Genomic DNA, 22,167 nt, shown 5'->3' with positions numbered 1-22,167 from the left:
GGCTATCCACCCCCGAGGTGAGCGGCGATCGCGGCGCGGCCGATCTCCGCGGCGACGGAGCCACCGGTCGCGGCGAGGCCGCGGTTGCCGCCGTTCTCGACGATGACGGACACCGCGATCTGCGGGTTGTCCGACGGCGCGAAGGCGGTGTACCACGCGTGCGGCGGGGTGTTCTTCGAGTCGGTGCCGTGCTCGGCGGTCCCGGTCTTCGACGCGATCTTGAGCGCGGGGTCCTTGCCCTTGCCCGCCGTGAAGCTCTCCGACGCGATCATCATGTCGGTCATGATCTGGTCGTTCTCGGGCGAGAGCGCCGGCGTGCCGGTGAGCTGCTCCGGGTCGACGTCCTCGATCGTCGAGAGGTCCGGCGCCAGGATCGACTGCACGAGCTGCGGCTTCATCGCCATGCCGCCGTTGGCGACGGTCGCGGCGAGCAGGCAGTCCTGCAGCGGCGTGAGCCGGACGTCGCGCTGGCCGATGCCGCTCTGGTACAGCGCGGCCTGCGAGTCGAGCGCGCCGACCGTCGAGGGCGCGACCTTCATCGGCACCGTGAGATCGCTCTGGCCGATGCCGAAGTTGGCGGCGGTTTCCTTGATCTTGTCGGCCCCGAGCTGCCCGGCGAACGTCGCGAACGGCACGTTGCACGAGTGGGCCAGCGCGTCCTTGAACGTGTTGCCGGGGCAGGTCTCGCCGGCGTAGTTCTCGAGCGTGGTGTTGGTGCCCGGCAGCTTCACGTTCGGCGCGGTGTTCACGACCGTGTCGGGTCCGATGCCGGCCTGCAGCGCGGTGGACCCGGTGACGATCTTGAACGTCGACCCGGGCGGGTAGGTCTCCGAGATCGCCCGGTTCAGCATCGGGTTCTTCGGGTCCTTCGAGTAGTTCGTCCAGGCGGTGTTCTGGTCCTTGCCGTGCGTCGCCAGGGCGTTCGGGTCGTAAGACGGCGTGGACACCATCGCGAGGATGCGGCCCGTCTTCGGCTCCATCGCCACCACGGCGCCGGTGTAGCCGTGCTGGGTCATCAGGTCGTAGGCGGCCTTCTGCACCTTCGGGTCGATCGTGAGCTTCACGTTGCCACCGCGCGGATCGCGGCCGGTGATCATGTCCGACAGGCGGCGCACGAACAGCCGCGGGTCGGAGCCGTTGAGCACGTCGTCCTCGGCGCGCTCCAGGCCGCCGGCGCCGTAGTTGATCGAGTAGAAGCCGGTGACCGGCGCGTACATCGCGCCGTCGGTGTAGGTGCGGGTGAACTTGAACTTGTCGCTCGAGGGCTTCACCCCGGCGAGCACCGTGCCGTCGGGCGCCACGATCTGGCCGCGCTGGCGCGAGTACTCGTCGTAGAGCACGCGCTGGTTGCGCGGATCGGTGCGGTAGTCATCGGCCTTGACCACCTGGATGTAGGTGTCGTTGGCCAGCAGCAGGACGATCATCACGAGCATCGCCATGCCGACCTTGCGCAGCGGGGTGTTCACGGTGTCCTCCCGTCGCCGTTCGGGCCCGCGCCGGGAGCGGGGCGCTGCACCAGCACGGTGTGCGCCTCGGCGATCGGAGCCTGGGGTTGCTGCGCCTTCGGGCGCTTGGCCGGCCTGCGGGCCGCGTCCGAGATGCGCAACAGCAGCGCGACGAGGATGTAGTTCGCGAGCAGTGACGAACCGCCCTGGGACAGGAACGGCGCCGTGATGCCGGTTTCCGGGATCAGCGCGGTCACGCCGCCGACGACCACGAAGATCTGCATCACGATCGTGAACGCGAGCCCGCCGCCGAGCAGCTTGCCGAACGTGTCGCGCACGGCCAGCGCGCTGCGCATGCCGCGCATCGCGATCAGCAGGTACAGCATCAGCACGGCGGCCAGGCCGATGAAGCCCAGCTCCTCGCCGATCGACGCGGTGATGAAGTCGGTGCCCGCCGCGGGCACGATGTCCGGCCGGCCGGCGCCGAGACCGGTCCCGCCGACCCCGCCGGTGCCGAGGCCGAACAGGCCCTGCGCGAGCTGGTAGGAGCCGCCGAGCTCGTCGTAGCGCGGGCCGAGCGGGTTGAGCCAGTTCTCCACGCGCTGCTGCACGTGGGTGAAGAGGTTGTAGGCGATCAGGCAGCCGCCCACGAAGAACGTCAGCCCCACCACGACCCAGATCACGCGTTCGGTCGCGACGTAGAGCATCACGAGGATGATGCTGAAGTACAGCAGCGACGTGCCCAGGTCCTTCTCGAACACCAGGATGCCGATGCTCGCCGCGGCCGCGATGAGGATCGGGCCCAGGTCACGGGCGCGCGGCAGCTCCACGCCGAGGACCTTCTTGCCCGCCACCATGAACAGGTCCCGTTTGGACACCAGGAACGAGGCGAAGAAGATCATCAGCAGGATCTTCGCGAACTCACCGGGCTGGATCGAGAAGAACGGCAGCTTGAGCCACACCTTCGCGCCGTTGACCTCGGACAGGCTCGAGGGCAGCACGGCGGGCAGGGCGAGCGCGATGATGCCGACGAGACCGAAGGTGTAGCCGTAGCGCGTGAGGGTGCGGTGGTCGTTGACCACGATCAGCACGACCACGAACAACGCGAGCGAGATGACCGTGAACAGGACCTGCTTGGTCACCTCGGGGCTGTAGTCCGTGCCCCGCTGCGCGGCTTGCTCGGCTTCCGCGAGGTCGAGCCGGTGGATGATCACCAGCCCGATGCCGTTGAGCAGTGCGACGCACGGCAGCAGCACGGGGTCCGCGTACGGCGCCCACCTCCGGACGGCGAGGTGCGCGGCCGTGAGCACACCCATGTACGCCAGGCCCAGCCACAGGATCGAAAGCGTGAGCTCCTGCTCCTGGTTGGCCTCCACCAGCACCAGGGCGAGCGTGACGATGAACGCGGCGAACCCGAGCAACAACAGCTCGGTGCCCCGGCGCTTGGGCAGCTCCCGGGGCGGATTGGTGGCGAACTGGGCCGACAACGGGTCGGCCACGGGCTGGCCCATCAGTTACCGCCCCCTGCCGGCGCCGTACTCGACGTCGAGCAGTCCCTCCCCGCAGGCTGGTTCGCCGACGAAGAGGTGCCGCCCGAAGGCGGCGCAGCGGCGCTGGACGACGCCGGTGGCCCACCCGGAGCCGTCGGCACCCCGCCGGACGACGGCGGCACCGAAGTCGCCGAGGTCCCGGTTGTGCCGGGCGCGCCCGGCGTCACCGGCGAGCAGTCACCCAGCTGCTTCTTCAGCCGCAGGAAGTCGTCGATGTACTTGCGCGCGTCGTCCAGGCTGTCGCGCTTCACGCCGTTCTGCACGGCGATGCGCGCGTCCTCCTGCAGCGCCGGGACGCGCAGCTTGTCGGAGCACAGCTGACCCGGCGGGCACGAGCCCTGCTCGAGGGAGTGCAGCTGGATGCCGAGGATGCTGCCGGGTACCCCGCGGTAGATCACGACCTCCTGGTCGGGACCCTCGCCCACGTAGTACTGGCTGAGCACGAAGTAGCGCGTGGCGATCGCGGCCGCGGCCAGCACGATCAGCACCACGACCGCGCCGACCAACCACCGGAACCGCTTGCGGCGCTTGGCCTTCGGATCCTCCTCGAACGCCTGCGGCTCGGGCCGCGGCGGAGGGGGCGGCTGCGTGAGCGCCCGGGCGCGCGCGGCGGGCGAATCGCCCTGGTGCTGTTCGTCACTCCCGTCGCCCGCGGCGCCGCCGACGATCGGGGCGTCTTCGCCGAAGTCGACGTCGACCACGTCGGCGATGACCACGGTGACGTTGTCCGTACCACCGCCCTTGAGGGCCAGCTCGATCATCCGGTCCGCGCAGTCCTGCGGGTCCGGGATGCGGATGGCCTCGGCCATCGTCTCGTCGCTGACCATGCCGGACAGGCCGTCGGAGCAGATCAGGTACCGGTCACCGGCACGCGCTTCGCGCACGGTGAGACTCGGCTCGACCTCGTGGCCCGTGAGCGCCTTGAGCAGCAGCGAGCGCTGCGGGTGCACCGCGGCCTCTTCGGCCGTGATGCGGCCCTGCTCCAGCAGCTCGTTCACGAAGCTGTCGTCGCGGGTGATCTGGGCGAACTGGCCGCTGCGGAACAGGTAGGCGCGCGAGTCGCCGACGTGCACCACGCCGAGCCGGTTGCCGGCGAACAGCACGGCGGTGAGCGTGGTGCCCATGCCGTCGAGGTCGGGGTCCTGCGAAACGAGCTCGGCGATCGCCGCGTTGCCGTTCTGCACCGCCTCGCGGAGCTGGGCGAGCAGGTCGTCGCCCGGCTCGTCGTCGTCGAGCGGCGCAAGCGAGGCGATGACGACCTTGCTGGCCACCTCGCCCGCGGCGTGGCCGCCCATTCCGTCGGCGAGCGCGAGCAGGCGCGGGCCGGCGTACACGGAGTCCTGGTTGCTCGAACGCACCAGGCCCCGGTCACTGCGGGCCGCGTAGCGGAGGACGAGAGTCATGGGCGAAGCTCGATCACCGTCTTGCCGATCCGGATGGGGACTCCGAGCGGGACCCGGAGGGGTGCAGTGACCTTAGCCCGGTCGAGGTAGGTCCCGTTCGTCGAGCCCAGATCTTCCACGTACCAGTCCTCCCCGCGCAGCGAAATGCGGGCATGACGGGTCGACGCGTAGTCGTCGTCCAGCACGAGCGTCGAGTCGTCGGCCCGGCCGATCAGGATCGGCCGGCCGTCGAGCGCGATGCGGGTACCGGCCAGCGCCCCGTGCGTGACCAGGAGCTGCTGCGGCGACTTGCTGCCCCGCGGCTTCTTCTCCTTGTTCCGCCGGAACGACGGCACCTGCACCCGGAGGCCGGACGCCGCGTAGAGATCCGAACGGACGACCCGCAGGGCGGCGAACACGAAGAGCCAGAGCAGCACGAGAAAGCCGACTCTGGTGAGTTGAACGACCAGCTCTGGCACTTGTTGTGTCCGCTCCCGACTCTGCCTGCAAGCCGCGGTGCGCGCGCACCGCGGATCCCCCCGCACGACAATTCTGCGGGAACCCCGTCACCGGCCTCTGGTCAGCCCTGGGTTCGGAACACCAGCGACGAGTGCCCCACCCGGATGACGTCGCCGTCGGCGAGCTGCCACGTCTGCACGGGGGTCCCGTTCACGGTGGTGCCGTTCGTCGACCCGATGTCGGCGAGCGTCGCGCTCTGGCCGTCCCAGGTGATCTCGAGGTGCCGGCGCGACACGCCCGTGTCGGGCAAGCGGAAGTCGGCGTCCTGGCCGCGGCCCACGACGTTCCCGCCCTGTTTCAGCGAGTACGTCCGGTTCGAACCGTCGTCGAGCTGCAGGCTCGCCGCGAGCTGGCGGCCACCGGCCGGGGCGCCGGGCTGGCCGTAGCCGCCCTGCTGGCCGTACGGGTCCGCCGGCGCCTGGCCGTAGCCACCGCCCTGCTGGCCGCCGTACTGGTCGTAGCCACCCTGCTGGGGCTGGCCGCCGTACTGGTCGTAACCGCCCTGCTGGGGCTGGCCGTAACCCTGGTCGTAGCCCTGCTGGCCGTAGCCACCCTGCTGCGGCTGGCCGCCGTACTGGTCGTAACCACCCTGTTGCGGCTGGCCGCCGTAACCCTGCTGGTCGTAGCCGCCCTGCTGGTAGCCCTGGTCGTAACCGGGCTGGCCACCCTGGCCGCCGTACTGGTCGTAGCCGGGCTGCTGGCCGTAACCCTGCTGGTCGTAACCGCCCTGCTGGCCATAACCCTGGTCGTACCCGGGCTGCTGGCCACCCTGCTGTCCGTAGCCGTACTGGCCGCCTTGCTGGCCGTACGGGTCACCCTGGTCGTATTGGCCGTAGCCGGGGGGCTGGCTCATTGCTGGGTCTCCTGCGTTGCTGGGTCGTGCCGACCGTGACGAGCCACCTGCCGCGCGGGCGTCTGGATCGACGGACGAACGGGTCTTGAACTGTCCAGTATGCAGCGCCTCGTTGCGCTCGAGTGATACGACGACGTCACCATAGGTGTCCCAGCCGTGCTCGGCGAGGTGTTCCGCCACCGCTTGTGCGAGAACCGCGGTGACCCGCTGCTCGTCACCGGCCATGCGATCGTGGTCAGCCGTCCCCAAAGACACGATGTAGTGATTCGGGGCGAGCTGCCGACCGCCTGCCAGCTCACGAACGTTCTCCTCGCCTTCCCGCTCGAGCGCCACCGCCACTTCCTGCGTGACGACGTTGCCACCGAACATGCGCGCGAAGGTGTTCCCCACGAGGTTCTCGAGACGCCGGTCAAAGCGCTCTGCGCGACCCACCCGGGGAGCCCTCCTCACACGTGTACTTCCGAACCGATCCTATCCGGGAGAGGAAGCCTCGACACGGCCCCCGCTGAAACCCGTGAAAACACCCTGCTAAGCTTCACTGGCTGCCAACGGGAAGACCCGTTGCGACTCGCGCGAGTGGCGGAATGGCAGACGCGCACGGTTCAGGTCCGTGTGTCCGAAAGGACGTGAGGGTTCAACTCCCTCCTCGCGCACCGTGTTCAGGGCCCTGGTTGCTAGCGCAACCAGGGCCCTTCCCGTTGTCGGTCGTCATTTTTCCCGGGGGGCGACCCCCCGGACCCCCACGGTGCGATCGGTGGCTGACCCAGCACGGTTCTGTAGGTGAACGCGGATCCCGCCGTGCTGTTGGTGGCTGACCCGGCACGGTTCTGTAGGTGAACTTGGATCCCGCGGTGGTGTTGGTGGCTGATCCGGCACGGTTCTGTGGGTGAACGCGGATCCCGCGTGCTGTTGGTGGGCGGTTCAGCGTGGTTTGGACCGGGTTGGGGTGTGGATCTTGGGGGCTGGAGCTGGGGGTATGAGGTTTGTCATGGCGGGGAGGTGGGGGATTCACGCGCAGGTGGTGAGGGCTGCGTCTGGGGGCGGGCAGGGGGTCCGGCCACTGTGGGGGCATGGGTAGGGAAGTGGTTGTCGAGGTGGACGGGCTGCGGATCGACTACGGGTCGTTCGTGGCGGTCCACGGGCTGAGCTTTTCGGTGCGCGCCGGTGAGGTCTTCGGGCTGCTGGGGACGAACGGCGCGGGCAAGACGTCGACGATGGACGTGCTGGAGGGGTACCGGCGTCCGGCGGCGGGGAGCGTGCGGGTCTTCGGGGTCGACCCGGCGCAGCAGCGGGAGAAGATCGCGCCGCGAGTCGGGATCATGCTGCAGGAAGCCGGGTTCTTCGACGACCTGACGGTGCTCGAGTCGATCCGGGCCTGGCGCCGGTTCACGGCGGAGCCGATGGGGCTCGACGAGGTCGTCGACCTCGTCGATCTGGGGAAGGTCGCCGGCACGCGCGTGGGGAAGCTGTCCGGCGGGGAACGCCGACGGCTCGACCTGGCCCTGGCGGTACTGGGGCGGCCGGAGCTGCTGTTCCTCGACGAGCCGACGACGGGGCTCGACCCGCAGGCGCGGCGGCGGACGTGGCACGTGCTGGAGAACATGGTCAGCCAGGGCATGGCGATCCTGCTGACCACGCACTACATGGAAGAGGCGCAGTACCTGGCCGGCCGCGTCGCGATCATGGACCGCGGGCGCATCGTGCGGCACGGGTCCGTCGACGAGGTCATCGGAGCCGATCACGGGTCCACGATCACCTTCACCAGCGACGCCGCCGTGCCCATCGAGCTGGCCGGCGTCGCCGAAGACGGCCGCCGCTACGAGACCAGCAGCACCGACCCGCAGGGTGACCTCCACACGTTGCTCGACTGGGCGTACCGGGCGGGCGTGCGGATTTCCGACCTCGAGGTGCGGCGGAACTCGCTGGAAGACGTCTTTCTCAAGGTGGCCGACGAGGCCGACCTCGCCACGACCGCGAAGGAGCGGTGATGACCGCAGCAGCACCCGCGCTCGCCCCGAACCGAACGCTCGGCTGGTGGCGCTACACGTGGTCCCAATTCCTGTTGTCGCAGAAGGTGCACTGGCGCGATCTCGGTTTCGCGCTCACGGGTGTGCTGATTCCACTCGGCCTCGGCATCGGATTGCCCGCGAGCCAGCACGGCAAGGGCGACATCGCCGGTGTCGACGGCGGCGTGTACCTCCTTCCGGGGATGATGGGATTCGTCCTCGTCTGGATCGTTTACAACGTCGTGAACTCGGCGACGAGCCGGCGCGGAAAATTGATTTACAAACGACTTCGCGGCACCCCGTTGCCCGATACCGCCATCATGACCGGCGAAGCCATGAGCGGTTCCGTCACGAGCGTCGCGCAGGTGGTCGTGCTCCTCGTTTTCGGCCTGGCGTACCTGAAAGCTCCCGCGCCGGCGAACCCGCTGTTGCTGCTGGTCGGTGTGGTGCTCGGCGCGTTCACGTTCGCGTTGCTGGCGATCGGCGTTTCCGGGCTGCTGCCCACGAGCGAGGTTTCCACGTGGCTCGTCACGCCATTCCTGTTCCTCATGATGTTCGCGTCCGGGATCGTTTTCCCGCTGTCCGAAATGCCGCACTTCCTGCAGGTGCCGGTGCAGTACCTGCCGTCGAGTTCGGTCGTCGAAATTCTGCGCAGCGCGTATCTCGGCCGGGACTTCGCGTCGAATCCCGCGACGGCGCAGCTGCCGCACCAAGTCGGATTCCTGGAGTCGTTCCGCGCGTGTGTTATGCCGCTGGGACTACTCTGTGCCTGGATCGGCGTTTCCCTCGGCCTGGGCAAGCGCTTCTTCAAGTGGGATCCGAAGCGGGCCGGCTAGGCGGGAGGGGACGTGGACCGGTGGAACCCCGGGACACTGGGCCGCGTCGTCGCGCTGCTGATCCTCGGCACGGTCGTCGCGTTCACCCTCGAGGCGTTCTTCCTGTGGCTGAGCACCCACCCGCCGGTGGTCGACGTGCTCTTCGCGGTGCTGGCCGGCGCGGGTGTGCTGGTCAGCACCGGCCGCGTCGTCTGGGCGGCCGTGCGGCGCTCGGCTTCGCGCGAGCACCTCGTCGACGTGGCGATCGGCACGAGCCTCACGTACGCGCTGCTGCTGGCGTTCGGCCCGGCCTGGCTGGCGCTGCCGTCGCTGGTCGCCGGTGCCGCCGTGATCAGCTTCGCCGGGCTCAAGCGCTGGATCTTCCCGCTGGCGGTGCTCGCCACGACGACCGGCATCGCGTTCCTGATGCAGCTGCCCGCGTTCGCCGTGGCCGAGGTGATGCTCCGCTCGGTGGTGACGATCGTGGTGCTCGCCGGGATGGGGCTGCTGGTCACGTACGCGTCCGAAGTGCACGCCAACCGCGACGAGCTGGCGCGCATGGCCGTGGTGGAGGAGCGGCTCCGGTTCGCCCGTGACCTGCACGACGTGCTCGGGCGCGGGCTCTCGGTGGTGCGGCTCAAGGCCGAACTCGGTGTGCGGCTGCTCGACACCGACAAGGACGCCGCCCGCGACCAGCTCGTGCAGATCGCCGAACTGGCGGGCGGTTCGGTGACGGAGCTGCGCCGGGTGATCGCCGGCTACCGCCAGGCCGGCCTGGCCGAGGAGCTGCGGGGCACGTCGTCGATCCTCAGCCTCGCCGGGGTCCGCGTGGTCGCCGACCCGGTCCCGGAAGGACTGCCCGCGCCGGTCGCCGAGGCGATCGGCGCGACCATCCGCGAAGGCGGCACCAACATCCTGCGGCACAGCGCCGCCGAGAACTGCCGCGTCGAGTTCGTGCGCGAGCGGGGTGCGCTGACCGTCCGCATCCGCAACGACCGACCCCACGCCGGGGGCGTCCGCGCCGGTCACGGCCTCACCGGCCTGGCCGAGCGGCTGGCCGCCGTGCGCGGCACGCTGGAGCACGCCGAAGCCGGCGGCGATTTCGTGCTCACCGCCCGCGTGCCCCTTGACCTGCCGAGGAAGAGCTCATGACCCTGCGGATCGTGCTGGCCGAGGACCACGCCCTGCTCCGGGAATCTCTGCGCACGGTGTTCAGCCTGGTCGACGACATCGAGGTGGTCGAGGCCGTCGACAACGGGGCCGACGCGCTGGCGGCGATCCGCCGCGAACGGCCCGACGGCGCCATGGTCGACATCGACATGCCGCGCCTGTCCGGCCTGGAAGTGGCCGAAGCGGTGAAGGCCGAAGGGCTGCCGTGCGGTCTGCTCGTGGTCACCAGCTACGGCAAACCCGGCTACCTGCACCGCGCGATGCGGGCGGGCGTGCGCGGGTTCGTCACCAAGAACATCTCGCCGGACGCGCTGATCGACGCCGTGCGCAAGGTGTGCTCCGGTGGGCGGCACGTGGACCCGGAGATCGCGGCCGACGCGCTCGCCGTCGGGGAGACGCCGCTGACCGAGCGGGAACTCGAAGTGCTGCGGCTCTCGGGCGCCGGCCTGCGACCGGCGGAGATCGGCGCGCGGCTGTCGCTGGCCGAGGGCACCGTGCGCAACTACCTGTCGAGCACGCTCACGAAGCTGCAGGTGGACAACCGCGTGGCCGCCTACCGCGTCGCCGAGGAGGCCGGGTGGCTGTGACGGAGCTGGTCGAGCTGTACGAGGACCTGCACCGCCACCCGGAGCTGTCGGGAGCGGAGGAGCGGACCGCGGCCGTGCTGGCGCGCGAGCTGGGTGCGCTGGGCTTCGCCGTGCGCACCGGCGTCGGCGGCCACGGTGTCGTCGCCGCGTTCGACAACGGCGACGGTCCCGCGGTCGCGCTGCGCACGGAGCTGGACGCGTTGCCGCTGGTCGAGCGCACGGGGTTGCCGTACGCGGCCGACGGCGCGGCGATGCACGCGTGCGGGCACGACCTGCACCTCGCCGCCGTCATCGGGGCCGCGCGGGAGCTGGTGGCGGACCGGGCGTCGTGGCGCGGGCGGCTCGTGGTGCTGGGGCAACCGGCCGAGGAAACGCTCGACGGCGCGCTCGCCATGGTCGCCGACGACCTGCACGGCGTCGGCCCGCTGGCGGCGCTGCTGGCGCAGCACGCCGTGCCGGGGCCGGTGGGGCGCGTCGGCCATTCGCCGGGGCAGATCACCGCGCCGTGCACCGAGCTGGCGATCACGGTGCACGGCCGGGGCGGGCACGCCGCCGTGCCGCACCTCGCCGTGGACCCGGTGGTGCTGGCCGCGCACCTCGTGGTGCGCCTGCAGTCGGTTGTTTCGCGTGAAACCAACCCGGCCGAGCCGGTGGTGGTCACCGTCGGTGCGATCCACGCGGGCGAGGCGGCCAACGTGATCCCGGACCGCGTCGAGCTCGGCGTGAGCGTCCGCGCGGCGACCGACGGTGCGCTGGCCGGAGCGCTGGCCGCCCTCGAGCGCGTGTGCCGGGCGGAGGCCGAGGCTTCTGGCGCCGCGGTCGAGCCGGAGGTCAAGACCGTCCGCTCGGCGCCGGCGACGACCAACGACCGGCACCTGGCGATCGCCGTCCGGGCCGCGCACGTGGCGGGGCTGGGCGCCGGCAGCGTCACGTGGACGGCGCCCGTGGCCGCGGCCGAGGACGTCGGCCACCTGGCGCGACGACCGGACGGCACGCGGGTGCCGCTCTGCTACTGGACCCTCGGCGTCGGCTCGCGGGGCACCAACCACTCGCCTGACTTCGCTCCGGAGCCGGCGGCGCTTTCGGCGGGGGGACGGGCGCTCGCGGTCGCCGCCCGGGCTGTACTCACCGTGACCAGTGAGTAGTCAGTCGTGCACCCTGAGCACGGCCACCCTAAGGGAACCCTAGGGAAACCCTAAGATAGCTGGCAGCTACTTACTCCAGACGGGTGACATCGGTGATTAACTCTCCACTCGGACGCCCAGTTGGGTTTAGCGTCACCTCCGTGCGAATCGCTCAGAGCGAATAGCGCAAAACTGGGGAATCAAAAGCCTGGGGGGGCTTGCGAGATGAGAAGTGTCATCGTTGCCGCTTTTGTCGTTGTGTCCGTTTTGTTCGGTATCTCCGCCGCTGAGGCCAGCGTGCCGGCACCACCTGAGTGCGTGCCGAGCACGCAGTTCAAGAACGTCGGCTTCGAGCTGGCGAAATGGGAGTACCTCGGTACTGCCGGCGGGGATTACGGCTACCGGTACAGCTTCAACAGCTGGGATCAGGGCACTGTCACCTGTACACCCTAGGTGAATTCCTTTCGCATGTTACCAATCCGACCAAAAGTAGGCGGATGCCCAGCGGGACGGTACTCGAGTACCGCAACGGTTTCCGCCGTGGCTGTGGTCGGATTGGTAACGATCGACACAGTTGCCTCTGGAGGGAGGTGAAAGGAATGCAGGAAAACACCATCGCCACCGAGGCGGTCGAGGAGCTGCAGGTCGAGGAGCTGGTGGAGACCACCGCGGCCGGCACCGCCTTCTGCGTCGGCAGCGCGGGTTGCCCGTCGAGCGCCGGCACCGCGTCCAGCTTCGGCTGAGCAATCCGCACCACCACAACACAACCGAGGAGACCGAGATGAACGAGTTCGACAACCAGGTCGAGCAGGCGTTCGCCGAGGACATCACGGTGGAGGAGCTCGGCGAGATCGCCGGCGCCGGCACCACGAACACCGGCGGCACCATCAGCTCCACCACCTGCCCGGCGTGCGTCGGCACCGCCTTCAGCTGGTCCTGAGAGGAAACGACATGGAGATCCAGGAGTCGCAGGACTTCACCGAGGAACTGACCGTCGAAGAGCTGTCCGACGCCACCGGCGCCGGGTGGTGCGTCGGGTCGGCCGGCACGTTCGGCTGCCCCTCCAGCGCCGGCAGCTACGGCACCGTCAGCTCGCACTGACGTTCTGAACAGGAGAAACGAGATGAACGAAGAGATCCGCGAGCCGGCCACGGCCGACCTCACGATCGAGCAGCTCTCCGACGACCAGGCCGGCAGCTTCTGCATCGGCACCGTGGGCACCGCGGGGTGCCCGAGCTCGGCGGGCTCGGTCGGCACCGCGAGCTCGAGCTGACAATCCCCCAGGACATCCGCGGCGAAACGAACCTCTGAAGGGAGGTTGTCATGGAGAACGTTACCACGCAGGTCACGCCGGTCGAGGAGCTCGTGATCGAGGAGCTGACCGAAGCCGGCGCCGGCAACTGCTTCGGAACTGCGGGCAGCGTCGGTTGTCCGGTGTGCTTCGGCACGTACGGCTGCGCCACCTGATCCAGGTGCGTTAGCCCGGCTATTCCACCCACACCGCGTGGTCGCCGTCTATTCGTGAATCATTTTTCGGCGGCGACCACGTGGTGCGGACGAACACGTGCCTGAAAGGACTTGGGGGATGGCAGAAATCGTCCAGCGGTTGTGGCGGCACTTCGCGCGCCAAGTTCCGTTCGGGATGCAGGCTCCGGAATTCTTCGCGGAGCTGGCCGAGCAGGCGCCGGTGGTGCGCTTCGACGGGATGTGGGTCATTTCCGGCTACGACCTGGTGACCCGCCTCTGCACCCAACCCGGCTTCCCGATGGCCGCCCCGGTCTTCCCCGAAGCGGTGCACCGGGATAACCCACAGTTTGTTCGCTTCTTCAGCAGCACTATGTCCGTGCGCGCCGCCGAGGAGCACCAGCGGCTACGCAGCGTGCTGACAGGGGCGTTTTCCGGCCGCCGGCTGGCCGCGCTGCGCGACCGCATCGACGACGTCGTCGCCGAGCTGCTGGCCGAACCGCTGCGGCGGGGCGAGGCCGAGTTCGTCGGCGAGCTGGCGACACCGCTGCCGGCGCGGGTGACCGCGGTGCTGCTGGGCGTCCCGCCCGCCGATCGTGAGTTCGTCACCGAGCGGGCCACGGGCATGATGAACCAGCTCGCCGCCGGCTTTCTCGCCGAGACCCACCCCGAGGCCGGCCCGCCGATCACCGCCGCCGAGTTCGCCGAGCTGCGCGAATACGTCACCGGACTGCTCGAGCAGCGCCGCGCCGAACCGGCCGAAGACCTCATCGGGCACCTCGCCGGGTCGTACCAGGCGGGCAAGCTGTCCGCCGGCGAAGCCGTGGACATGGTCCTGCTGCTGTTCATGACCGGACTGGACACGGTCACGGCCGCGCTCGCCAACACCCTCGTCGTGCTGTCGGAGCGCCCGGAGATCGCCGCGGCGCTGGCCGCGGACCCGGCGTGCGCCGACCGCGTGTTCGCCGAGGCCCTCCGGTTGCGCACCCCGGTCGCGTTCGGATCGCGCCAGGTCGCGCACGACCTGTCCGTCGGGAAACTCCACTTCAAGGCCGGTGACACGGTGATCCTCGCCTTCGCCGCCGCCAACCTCGACCCGCGCAAGTTCGAAGCTCCGCTCGAATTCCGGTGGGACCGGCCGATCACCGGCAACGTCGCGTTCGGCCACGGCAGTTACTACTGCCTCGGCAGCGCGCTCGCCGGGATGACCGCGCTATCGCTGCTGCAGGCGGTGCACGACCGGCTGCCGACGCCGAGCCGTCCACTGGCCGAGTTGCCGTGGCGCGCTTCGCTGGCGTTCCCGACTCCGCGCGTGCTGCCGGTGACCTTCTCCCCGGCGCTCGCGGAAAGCGGCGCACGATGAGTACGCGCTACCGCTCGCGCGCCGGCGCGGAGTTCCGCCAGGTCGAGGAGTCCGACTGCGGCGCCGCCTGCCTCGGGATCCTGCTCGCCGGGTTCGGCAAGTTCCTGACCTGGCCGGAGCTCTCGCGGGCGTGCGGCGGCGGGCGCGACGGCATCAGCGCCGCGACGCTGGCCCGGCGCGGCCAGCAGTTCGGGCTGACCGTGAGCGCCAAGCGCGTGCGGCTTTCCGGAGACGACGCGGATGTCGCGACGCTGCGGGCGTTGCCCACGCCCGGCGTGGTCTTCGTGGACAACCGGCACTTCGCGGTGCTGGAACGCGTCGGCCGGGGTGGGCGCGTGCGCCTGCACGATCCGGCGGCCGGACGGCACACGCTGTCGCTCGCCGAGTTCCGCGCGCGGTTTTCCGCGCTGTACTTGGGTTTTCAGCCGGGTACCGCCTTCCGGCCGAGTGGCGCGCCGCGCAAGGCGCTGCCGCGAGCGGTGCGGTGGCTGGGTTCCGGGCTGCCCGTGGCCCTCGGCGCCGTCGTGGCCGGGGTGCTCACCGCGGGGTTGACCGTGGTGGCCGCGCTGCTCGCGCGTTCGCTGGTCACGGCGACGGCCGGACCCGGGGCGCTGTGGTGGCTGGCCGCGGTGGCGGTCGGCGTCGCGCTGGCCGGGTGGGCGCAGCAGCGGCTCGTTTCCGCCGCGCTGCTGCGGACTTCGCTGACGCGCTCGACGGAACTCGTCGGGCACCTGCTGCGACTGCCCGGCAGCTACTTCCACCGGCGGTTCACCGGGGGCGTCGCGGCGCGGGTGCAGATCGCCGACACCATCGCGCAGCAGCTGACGACGGTGGTGCTGCCCGTCGCGGTGCACCTCGCCGCGGTGGCCGGCCTGCTCGTGGTGCTGGCCGTGCTCGCGCCGCCGGCCGCCGGGCTGCTGGTGGGAAGCACGCTGGTGACCGCGCTGGTCGTGCGGCTCGGCAGCCGGTCGGGCACCGAACGGCAGTCGGCGCTGCTGGTGGAGCAGTCGGCGCGCGACGGCCTCTCGCTGAACGTGCTGTCGGCCATCGACACCGTGAAGGCCGAGGGCAGCGGACGGCAGGCGTTCGCGCGGTGGTCTTCGGCGCAGCGGAAAGTGCTGGCCGCGCAACGGCGAGCGGCGCTCGGTGAGCACGGCATCGGCCTGGGCGTCACGGCGGTGCACGCGCTCGGGTACGCCGTCTGCCTCGCGCTGACCGCGGTGCTGACGCCCGGCGAGGTGATCACCGTCGCCGTGCTGGCGGGTGTCTGGCAGTTGCACGCGGGCGGGCTCGTCACGGGACTGCACCGGATCGGTGGCCTGCGCAGCAGCTTCGCCGCGTACGACGACGTGGCGGGCGCCGAACCCGATCCGTCCGATGTGGACGAACCGGTCGCGGTCGGCCCGGGCCGGCTCACCGTGCGAGGCCTGCGCTACGGCTACGACACCAACTCCGCGCCGCTGCTGGTTTCGCTCGACCTCGACGTGCCGCCCGGCGGCCGCCTGACGCTCGTGGGTGCGAGTGGGTGCGGCAAGTCGACGCTCGCGAAACTGCTGGCCGGGCTAGTGCGGCCGTGGTCCGGCGTGGCGCTCGTCGACGGCCGGGGCAGCGCGGACCTGCCGCCGTCGGTGCGGCCGTTCCTGGTCGGCTACGTGCCGCAGCGGCCGGCGTTCTTCGAGGGCACCGTGCGCGAGAACCTGGAACTCGGCACGCCGTTGCCGGACGCCGCGATCGCTGCCGCCCTCGCCGACGCCCAGCTCACCGACACCATCGCCCTGCGCGGCGGCGTCGACGGCGCCGCGGTCGCGCAGCAGGCCCGCAACTTCTCCGGCGGCGAACGCCAACGGCTCGCTCTCGCCCGAGCGCTGGCCCGCGACCCGCGCGTGCTCGTCCTCGACGAAGCGACCAGCGCGGTCGAAACGGCGCTGGCCGCCCGCATCGACGCCGCCCTGCGCGCTCGCGGCACCACGACGGTCGCCGTGGCCCACCGCCTCTCCGAAGTGCGCGGCGACGACACGGTCGTCCTGCTCGAGGCGGGCCAGGTCCGCGTCTACGGCACGCACGACGACCTCGTCGCCCACTCCCGCGGCTACCGCGATCTGACGGAGGTGGCCGGATGACCGCCACACTCCCGCACGACGGTGCCCCGCGGTCCTGGTTCGAAGAAGCCGGCGCGACGGCCGCCGACCTCCGCGAGGCCCGCACCGCCGGCCGGCCCACCATGCCGCACCCGTACCTCGACGCGAGCACCGACGAAGCCCCGGTCGGACCTGCGTTTACGCGCGAAGCAGCAGCGCCGGCGCAGTCCGGGCGAAGCGTCGCTGCCCTTCCGCGGCAGCGATCCAGTGCACCGCGGGGTGCAGCCGTGCTGCCGCACGAAGGCACCACCGGTCGTGGTCTGCTGTCGTTTGCGTTGAAGGGCCAGCGGATCCGGCTCATCGCGGCCGCGGTCGTCGGGCTGCTGGCAACCGTGTTCGGGTTCGTGGTGCCGCTGGCGGGGATGGTGCTCGCCCTCGCGATCGGGGCGGGTACCCGCGCGGCCGTGCCGTACCTGGCCGGAGCGCTGCTGGGGTTGCTCGCGCTGCAACTGCTGACCACGGCGGCCGTGGAGCGCGGGCTGCTGACGCTCACCGACGGAGCGCAGGACCGCCTGGAGTCCGCGATCTGGCAGCGCCTGCTGAGCCTGCCCGCCGCGTTCTTCCGGCAGTACCCGTTGCGGCGGCTCATGGGCTTCGCCGGTGGGGTGGGCCAGCTGCGGGGCCTGCTCGGCAGTGGTGGGCTGACCGCCGCGCTGCACGCGGTGTTCGCGCTGGTCGCGGTGGCGTTGCTGGGGCTGCTCGACCCGTGGCTCGCCGTCGCGGCGACCGGGCTGTTCGCGCTGGTGCTCGGCGCGATGCTGTGGCTTTCGGTGCGCCAGCAGCGCTACGACACGGCGGTCCTCGCCGCGGTGGACGACGTGCAGGCGGCCGTGTACCCGGCGATGCTGGGGATCGACGACGTGCGCGCGTTCGGTGCCCAGTCCTATGTGGTCAGTCGGTGGCGCGCCGCGTTCGGGGCGCAGAAGCGGTCGGACGACGCGGGGCTGCGGTACGCCGAAGTCGCGAGTGCGCTGGCCGTCGCGTGTTACCCGGCGCTGCTGGCCGTGCTGCTGCCGATGGCGTCCGGGCTCGGCTTCGCCGGGCAGTGGACCGTGGTGATGGTCGCGATGACGCTCAACCTCACGGCCACCCGCCTGCAGAGCGCGCTCGTCGGGTTGTTCGCGATCGGGCCGGTGCACGCGCGGCTCGCGCCGGTGCTGACCACGCGGCCGGAGACGCCCGCCGACCCGGCCGGCTTGCCGGCGGCGCGCGGTGCGGTCGTGCTCGACGACGTGAGCTTCCGCTACCCGGGCCAGACGCGTGACCTGCTCACCGGCATCTCCCTGAGCATCCGGCCGGGGGAGTTCGTCGCGCTGGTCGGCGCCTCCGGGGCGGGCAAGTCGACGCTGCTGCGACTCGTGCTCGGCCTCGACCGGGCCGACCGCGGCCGGGTGCTGGTCGACGGCGTGGACGTGGCCCGGTGCGACGTCGACGAGTTGCGCACGCGCATCGGTTACGTCGCCCAGGACGCGACGCTCATGCGCGGCACGCTCGCCGAGGTCATCTGCGGCGCCACCGACGACGTGGACCTCGACCTGGCCGGGCGCGCGGCCGAGTCGGCGCAGCTCGGGGACGCGGTGGCCGCGCTCCCGATGGGCCTGCACACGCAGGTCACCGACGGCGAGAGCGGGCTCTCCGGCGGCCAGGTCCAACGGCTGCTGCTGGCCCGCGCGCTGGCCAAACGCCCCGCCGTGCTGCTGCTCGACGAGGCCACGAGCGCGCTCGACGTCGCCGCGCAGGAACAGGTGCGGCGCGCCGTCGACGACCTGCGGCTCACGCGGGTGGTGGTGGCCCACCGGCTGTCCACGATCCGCTCGGCCGACCGGATCGCCGTGCTGGAGCACGGCCGCATCGCCGACCTCGGCACGTTCGCCGAGCTGTCGCGCCATTCGAAGGCTTTCGCCCGGCTGGTGGGCACCGCCCGCCGCGAGGACTGAGGGGATCGACCATGACGAAGAGCATCAACCGGATCACGAGGTTCAACCGGTCGTTGCGGGTGCTGACCGTGCCCGGCGACGCGGTGTACCTCACGAGCGAGCGCACCACGCAGACCCGCCTGGCCGGCGCGCTCGTCGAACGGCTGGCTCCGCTGCTGGCCGGCGAGCACAGCCGCGACGCCATCAAGCAGCTGCTGGCCGAAGCCGACCCGGCCCGCATCGACGGAGCGCTGGATCGCCTGCGCCGCAGCGGGTACGTCGTGGAGGTCGACCCCGAGGTCGACCCGCGCGTCGGCGGGTACTGGGAAGCGTCCGGTGTGGACGGTGACGAGGCCGTGGCCCGGCTGGCGGGCGCCGATGTGCGCGTGCTGACCGCGGGCGACGTCGACGCCGGCGGGTTCACCGAAGCGCTGCGCGCGCTCGGCGCGGGGGTCACGACGGAGATGGGCGGCTTCACCGTCGTGCTCACCGACGACTACCTGCGCCCCGAGCTCGCCGAATGGGGCACGCAGTGGCACGAGGCCGGGATCCCGTGGCTGCCGGTGAAGCCGGTCGGCAGCATGATCTGGGTCGGCCCGGTCTTCGAGCCCGGTGTCACCGGCTGCTACGAATGCCTGCGCGTGCGGCTGTCCAACAAGAACGTGCTCGCGTCCTACCTGCGCCAGCGCGGGGTGCTCGACAGCCCGGCGCTGGTCAATTCGGTCACCGGCACCGGCGTCACGCAGGAGCTGGCGCACCGGCTGGCCGCGCTGCACGTCGGCAAGTGGCTGACCGGCGCGTTCGCCGCGGGCCGGGCCTCGCTGCCGGAGCCGCCGGGCGGAGTGGCCGCCGAGTTCGGCACGCCGTGGCAGGCCGAGGTCATCACGCTCGACACGATCAGCCTCACGCAGGAGCACCACCCGTTCCAGCGCCGGCCGCAGTGCCCGCTGTGCGGTGAGCCGGAGGTGCAGTCGCGCCGGCAGGAGGAGCCGGTGCGGATCGAATCCCGGCCCCGCACCGCGAGCAGCGACGGCGGGTACCGCTCCCGTCCGCCGGAGCAGTTCGTCGCGCGGTACGAGCACCTGATCAGCCCCGTCACCGGGCCGATCAGCAACCTCGTCAAGGTGCCGCTGGAGGTCGAAGGCCTGCACACCTACACCGCGGGCCAGAACTTCGCGATCCCCATGGCCAACGCCAACGACCTGCGCGCGGGCCTGCGCAGCTGCAGCGCGGGCAAGGGGATGAGCGACGCGCAGGCCAAGGCGTCGGCGCTGGGTGAGGCGATCGAGCGCTACTCCGGCCTGTTCCACGGCGACGAATCCCGCCGCACGGCGCGGTTCGCCGACCTCGACCCGGCCGAGGCCATCCACCCGAACGCCCTGCACCTCTACAGCGACGCGCAGTTCCGCGACCGCGCCGAGTGGAACGCGCGCCCGTCGCACTTCCACTGGGTCGCCGACGAGTTCGACCCGCGGGCCGAGATCGAGTGGTCGCCGCTGTGGTCGCTGACCGAGCAGCGCACGAAGCTGTTCCCCACCTCGGGCCTGTACTTCGCTTACCACAACCCGAAAACGCCGTTCCAGGCCGGCGCGAACTCCAACGGGTGCGCGGCGGGCACCAGCATCGAGGACGCCGTGCTGCAGGGCTTCATGGAGCTCGTCGAGCGCGACACCGTCGCGATGTGGTGGTACCACCGGCTGTGCCGGCCGGCCATCGACTTGTCGACCTTCGACGTGCCGTACTTCGCGCAGTGGCAGCAGCGCTACGACGACCTGGAGCGCGACTCCTGGGTGCTGGACCTGACCAACGACCTCGGCATCCCGTCGGTCGCCGCGGTGTCGGTGCGCCGCGACAAGCCCGCGCAGGACATCCTGTTCGCGCTCGGCGCGCACTTCGACGTCGAGGTCGCCATCGGGCGGGCGCTGTCGGAGATGAACCAGTTCCTGCCCGCGGTGATCGGCATGAAGGCCGACGGTTCGGGTTCCTACGCCTACAACGATCCCGACCAGCTGGACTGGTGGCGCACCGCCACGACCGAGAACCAGCCGTACGTGCTCCCGGCCGAGGGCGCGCTGCGCACCAAGGCCGACTTCGAGCGCTACGACAGCGCCGACGTGCGCGACGACGTGCTCCGCGCCGAGCGAACCGTGGCCGAGCGGGGCCTGGAAATGCTGGTGCTGGACCAGACGCGCGTGGACATCGGCCTGCCCGTCGTCCGCGTGCTGGTGCCGGGGATGCGGCACTTCTGGCCCCGCTTCGCGCCCGGCCGGCTCTACGACGTGCCGGTGGAGCTGGGCTGGCTCGACCACCCGACGTCCGAAGCCGACCTCAACCCGATTGCGATGTTCCTATGACCACGCTCGAACGAACCGCCGAGTACACCGTCACCTTCCGCCGCGACGTCGCGGTGCTGAGCAAGGACGACCAGGTCCTGCTCGGGCTGGCCGACCGCGCCGGCTACCGGCTCAAGGGCGTCGGCGCGCCGATGCTCGAAGCGCTGCAGCAGGTGCGCGCCGGGGTGCACACCGAAGCCGAACTGGTGGCCGCGCACCCGAAGTCGCCGGTGGCGAACGTGCTGGCGAAGGTGGAACCCTTCCTGGCCACCGGGTTCCGGCTGCGCGGGGAGCGCGTCGCCGTGCTGGAGCGCACGGGTGTGACGCCGCCGCGCCCGGAGCTGCCCGAGCTGACCGGCGCGTGGCTGCGGCTGGGTAAGTTCAGCCTGCTGCGCCGCCGCGGCGGGGAGCTCGTCGTGGAGTCGCCGGTGAGCAAGTACCGCGCCGTGCTGCTCGACGCGGCGCTGGCCGGTGCCGTCGCCGCGCTCGCGGTCGCGCAACCGGCGTCCGAAGTGGACGGTGAGTGGCACCCCGTGCTGGCCGCGCTGGCGGGCGCCGGGTTCCTCGACGTCGGCATCGACGGCGAGTTCCCCGTGGACGAAGACGACGTGCTGCGCCAGTGGGACGTGCACGACCTGTACTTCCACAGCCGCAGCCGGATCGGGCGCACCGACGAGGCCTTCGGCGGCCGCTTCCCGTACGTGGGCCAGATCGAGCCGCTGCCCGCGCTGAAGCCGGCGCCGGCGGGGCCGCGCATCGAGCTCTTCCGGCCGCGGTTCGACGACGTGCGCTCGGCCGATCCGGGGTTGCAGGAGACGATCGAGGCACGCCAGTCGATCCGGTCCTACGGCGAGCAGCCGATCACCGCCGAGCAGCTCGGCGAATTCCTCTACCGCACGGCTCGCGTGCGCGGCACGTACGGCCCGCGGCCCGAGGTGCGCATGCCGTACGAGGGCTCGAGCCGGCCGTACCCGTGCGGTGGTGCGGGGTACGAGCTCGAGCTGTACCTGACCGTGCGCCGGTGCGCCGGGCTGGCGCCGGGCATCTACCACTACGACGCCGGTGAGCACGTGCTGCGGCTGGTGAACACCGACGAGGCCGCGCGCGAGGAACTGCTGTCCGTCGCGACGCTCTCGACCGGCGGCCAGGCGGTGCCGGACGTGCTCGTGACCATGACCTCGCGCTTCCAGCGGCTGTCGTGGAAGTACCAATCGATCGCGTATGCCGTGACGCTCAAGCACGCCGGCGCGCTGTACCAGACGATGTACCTCGTCGCCACGGCGATGGGCCTCGCCGGCTGCGGGCTCGGCAGCGGGGACGCCGACGCGTCGGCGCGCGCGTTCAAGCTCGACTACCTGCGCGAATCGTCGGTGGGCGAGTTCATCCTCGGCAGCGCCCCGGCGCAGCTGCCCGCTCCGGTGAGCGGCGACGGCGCGCTCGACTGGCGCACCGGAAACGACCCGGGCTGGCAGGCCGAAGCCCTGGCCGCGCGGAGGCGGTGA

Annotated in this window: 21 protein-coding genes and 1 tRNA gene; 17 read left to right on the top strand and 5 right to left on the bottom strand. The window is 71.1% G+C overall.

The annotated features are described in order from the left end of the window. Nucleotides 1-2: 2 nt before the first annotated feature. The 5 genes from ACIA77_RS29160 to ACIA77_RS29140 form a co-directional block, all read right to left on the bottom strand. On the bottom strand, nt 3-1,466 hold the full coding sequence (locus ACIA77_RS29160; protein WP_395889188.1) for a peptidoglycan D,D-transpeptidase FtsI family protein: 1,464 nt from the start codon (nt 1,464-1,466) through the stop codon (nt 3-5). Beyond that, a complete protein-coding gene (locus ACIA77_RS29155; protein ID WP_395889187.1) occupies nt 1,463-2,956 on the bottom strand; it encodes an FtsW/RodA/SpoVE family cell cycle protein in 1,494 nt (497 codons plus the stop codon). The genes ACIA77_RS29160 and ACIA77_RS29155 overlap by 4 nt, the downstream gene beginning before the upstream one ends. After that, complete coding sequence (locus ACIA77_RS29150) at nt 2,956-4,398, bottom strand: PP2C family protein-serine/threonine phosphatase (protein ID WP_395889186.1); 1,443 nt, start codon at nt 4,396-4,398, stop codon at nt 2,956-2,958. The genes ACIA77_RS29155 and ACIA77_RS29150 overlap by 1 nt, the downstream gene beginning before the upstream one ends. Beyond that, nucleotides 4,395-4,856 (bottom strand): FHA domain-containing protein, encoded by a 462-nt coding sequence (locus ACIA77_RS29145; RefSeq protein ID WP_395889185.1) that lies wholly within the window; start codon nt 4,854-4,856, stop codon nt 4,395-4,397. Before ACIA77_RS29145 ends, ACIA77_RS29150 begins: the two co-directional genes overlap by 4 nt. Before the next feature lie 101 nt (nt 4,857-4,957). Continuing rightward, nucleotides 4,958-6,181, bottom strand: coding sequence for a DUF3662 and FHA domain-containing protein (locus ACIA77_RS29140; protein ID WP_395889184.1), 1,224 nt, complete (start codon nt 6,179-6,181; stop codon nt 4,958-4,960). Nucleotides 6,182-6,319: 138 nt separating this feature from the next. On the opposite strand from ACIA77_RS29140, the gene ACIA77_RS29135 reads away from it, so the two are divergent. The 17 genes from ACIA77_RS29135 to ACIA77_RS29055 all read left to right on the top strand — a co-directional run bounded on the left by ACIA77_RS29135 (nt 6,320) and on the right by ACIA77_RS29055 (nt 22,167). After that, nucleotides 6,320-6,402, top strand: a tRNA-Leu gene (locus tag ACIA77_RS29135). Between the two features lie 417 nt (nt 6,403-6,819). Then, nucleotides 6,820-7,737: an ABC transporter ATP-binding protein gene (locus tag ACIA77_RS29130; protein ID WP_395889183.1), complete on the top strand. Its 918-nt coding sequence runs from the start codon at nt 6,820-6,822 to the stop codon at nt 7,735-7,737. Further along, nucleotides 7,737-8,591 carry an ABC transporter permease gene (locus ACIA77_RS29125; protein WP_395889182.1) on the top strand — a complete coding sequence of 285 codons (855 nt, stop codon included), beginning with the start codon at nt 7,737-7,739 and terminating at the stop codon, nt 8,589-8,591. Before ACIA77_RS29130 ends, ACIA77_RS29125 begins: the two co-directional genes overlap by 1 nt. A gap of 12 nt (nt 8,592-8,603) precedes the next feature. Next, nucleotides 8,604-9,722, top strand: a complete 1,119-nt coding sequence (locus ACIA77_RS29120) for a sensor histidine kinase (protein WP_395889181.1) — start codon at nt 8,604-8,606, stop codon at nt 9,720-9,722. Next, nucleotides 9,719-10,327, top strand: coding sequence for a response regulator (locus ACIA77_RS29115; protein WP_395889180.1), 609 nt, complete (start codon nt 9,719-9,721; stop codon nt 10,325-10,327). Before ACIA77_RS29120 ends, ACIA77_RS29115 begins: the two co-directional genes overlap by 4 nt. Beyond that, nucleotides 10,318-11,472 (top strand): amidohydrolase, encoded by a 1,155-nt coding sequence (locus ACIA77_RS29110; protein ID WP_395889179.1) that lies wholly within the window; start codon nt 10,318-10,320, stop codon nt 11,470-11,472. Before ACIA77_RS29115 ends, ACIA77_RS29110 begins: the two co-directional genes overlap by 10 nt. A gap of 204 nt (nt 11,473-11,676) precedes the next feature. Beyond that, entirely contained in the window at nt 11,677-11,904 is a 228-nt protein-coding gene (locus tag ACIA77_RS29105) for a hypothetical protein (RefSeq protein WP_395889178.1), read from the top strand. A gap of 146 nt (nt 11,905-12,050) precedes the next feature. Beyond that, on the top strand, nt 12,051-12,194 hold the full coding sequence (locus ACIA77_RS29100; RefSeq protein WP_395889177.1) for a thiocillin family RiPP: 144 nt from the start codon (nt 12,051-12,053) through the stop codon (nt 12,192-12,194). 38 nt (nt 12,195-12,232) lie between these two features. Next, nucleotides 12,233-12,391 carry a RiPP peptide gene (locus ACIA77_RS29095; protein WP_395889176.1) on the top strand — a complete coding sequence of 53 codons (159 nt, stop codon included), beginning with the start codon at nt 12,233-12,235 and terminating at the stop codon, nt 12,389-12,391. A gap of 11 nt (nt 12,392-12,402) precedes the next feature. Continuing rightward, nucleotides 12,403-12,552, top strand: coding sequence for a thiocillin family RiPP (locus ACIA77_RS29090; RefSeq protein WP_395889175.1), 150 nt, complete (start codon nt 12,403-12,405; stop codon nt 12,550-12,552). Nucleotides 12,553-12,574: 22 nt separating this feature from the next. Continuing rightward, nucleotides 12,575-12,724 (top strand): thiocillin family RiPP, encoded by a 150-nt coding sequence (locus ACIA77_RS29085; protein WP_395889174.1) that lies wholly within the window; start codon nt 12,575-12,577, stop codon nt 12,722-12,724. A gap of 50 nt (nt 12,725-12,774) precedes the next feature. Next, nucleotides 12,775-12,918, top strand: coding sequence for a hypothetical protein (locus tag ACIA77_RS29080; protein ID WP_395889173.1), 144 nt, complete (start codon nt 12,775-12,777; stop codon nt 12,916-12,918). 118 nt (nt 12,919-13,036) lie between these two features. Then, on the top strand, nt 13,037-14,278 hold the full coding sequence (locus ACIA77_RS29075; protein ID WP_395889172.1) for a cytochrome P450: 1,242 nt from the start codon (nt 13,037-13,039) through the stop codon (nt 14,276-14,278). After that, a complete protein-coding gene (locus ACIA77_RS29070) occupies nt 14,275-16,398 on the top strand; it encodes an ATP-binding cassette domain-containing protein (protein WP_395889171.1) in 2,124 nt (707 codons plus the stop codon). Before ACIA77_RS29075 ends, ACIA77_RS29070 begins: the two co-directional genes overlap by 4 nt. Then, nucleotides 16,395-18,353, top strand: coding sequence for a peptidase domain-containing ABC transporter (locus tag ACIA77_RS29065; protein WP_395889170.1), 1,959 nt, complete (start codon nt 16,395-16,397; stop codon nt 18,351-18,353). Before ACIA77_RS29070 ends, ACIA77_RS29065 begins: the two co-directional genes overlap by 4 nt. Before the next feature lie 11 nt (nt 18,354-18,364). Beyond that, complete coding sequence (locus ACIA77_RS29060) at nt 18,365-20,686, top strand: TOMM precursor leader peptide-binding protein (protein WP_395889169.1); 2,322 nt, start codon at nt 18,365-18,367, stop codon at nt 20,684-20,686. Continuing rightward, complete coding sequence (locus ACIA77_RS29055; protein WP_395889168.1) at nt 20,683-22,167, top strand: SagB family peptide dehydrogenase; 1,485 nt, start codon at nt 20,683-20,685, stop codon at nt 22,165-22,167. The genes ACIA77_RS29060 and ACIA77_RS29055 overlap by 4 nt, the downstream gene beginning before the upstream one ends.

The sequence above is a fragment of the Amycolatopsis sp. NPDC051903 genome (assembly GCF_044452505.1).
Classification (GTDB): Bacteria; Actinomycetota; Actinomycetes; order Mycobacteriales; family Pseudonocardiaceae; genus Amycolatopsis.
The sequence above is the reverse complement of the archived record's forward strand: the minus strand, read 5'-3'. Positions and strand labels throughout refer to the sequence as shown.

Coding starts and splice junctions, on each gene's coding strand:
- ACIA77_RS29155 (WP_395889187.1), bottom strand. CDS start 2,956: ATGGGCCAGCCCGTGGCCGACCCGTTGTCGGCCCAGTTCGCCACCAAT.
- ACIA77_RS29150 (WP_395889186.1), bottom strand. CDS start 4,398: ATGACTCTCGTCCTCCGCTACGCGGCCCGCAGTGACCGGGGCCTGGTG.
- ACIA77_RS29130 (WP_395889183.1), top strand. CDS start 6,820: ATGGGTAGGGAAGTGGTTGTCGAGGTGGACGGGCTGCGGATCGACTAC.
- ACIA77_RS29125 (WP_395889182.1), top strand. CDS start 7,737: ATGACCGCAGCAGCACCCGCGCTCGCCCCGAACCGAACGCTCGGCTGG.
- ACIA77_RS29115 (WP_395889180.1), top strand. CDS start 9,719: ATGACCCTGCGGATCGTGCTGGCCGAGGACCACGCCCTGCTCCGGGAA.
- ACIA77_RS29105 (WP_395889178.1), top strand. CDS start 11,677: ATGAGAAGTGTCATCGTTGCCGCTTTTGTCGTTGTGTCCGTTTTGTTC.
- ACIA77_RS29100 (WP_395889177.1), top strand. CDS start 12,051: ATGCAGGAAAACACCATCGCCACCGAGGCGGTCGAGGAGCTGCAGGTC.
- ACIA77_RS29095 (WP_395889176.1), top strand. CDS start 12,233: ATGAACGAGTTCGACAACCAGGTCGAGCAGGCGTTCGCCGAGGACATC.
- ACIA77_RS29090 (WP_395889175.1), top strand. CDS start 12,403: ATGGAGATCCAGGAGTCGCAGGACTTCACCGAGGAACTGACCGTCGAA.
- ACIA77_RS29085 (WP_395889174.1), top strand. CDS start 12,575: ATGAACGAAGAGATCCGCGAGCCGGCCACGGCCGACCTCACGATCGAG.
- ACIA77_RS29080 (WP_395889173.1), top strand. CDS start 12,775: ATGGAGAACGTTACCACGCAGGTCACGCCGGTCGAGGAGCTCGTGATC.
- ACIA77_RS29075 (WP_395889172.1), top strand. CDS start 13,037: ATGGCAGAAATCGTCCAGCGGTTGTGGCGGCACTTCGCGCGCCAAGTT.
- ACIA77_RS29070 (WP_395889171.1), top strand. CDS start 14,275: ATGAGTACGCGCTACCGCTCGCGCGCCGGCGCGGAGTTCCGCCAGGTC.
- ACIA77_RS29065 (WP_395889170.1), top strand. CDS start 16,395: ATGACCGCCACACTCCCGCACGACGGTGCCCCGCGGTCCTGGTTCGAA.
- ACIA77_RS29060 (WP_395889169.1), top strand. CDS start 18,365: ATGACGAAGAGCATCAACCGGATCACGAGGTTCAACCGGTCGTTGCGG.
- ACIA77_RS29055 (WP_395889168.1), top strand. CDS start 20,683: ATGACCACGCTCGAACGAACCGCCGAGTACACCGTCACCTTCCGCCGC.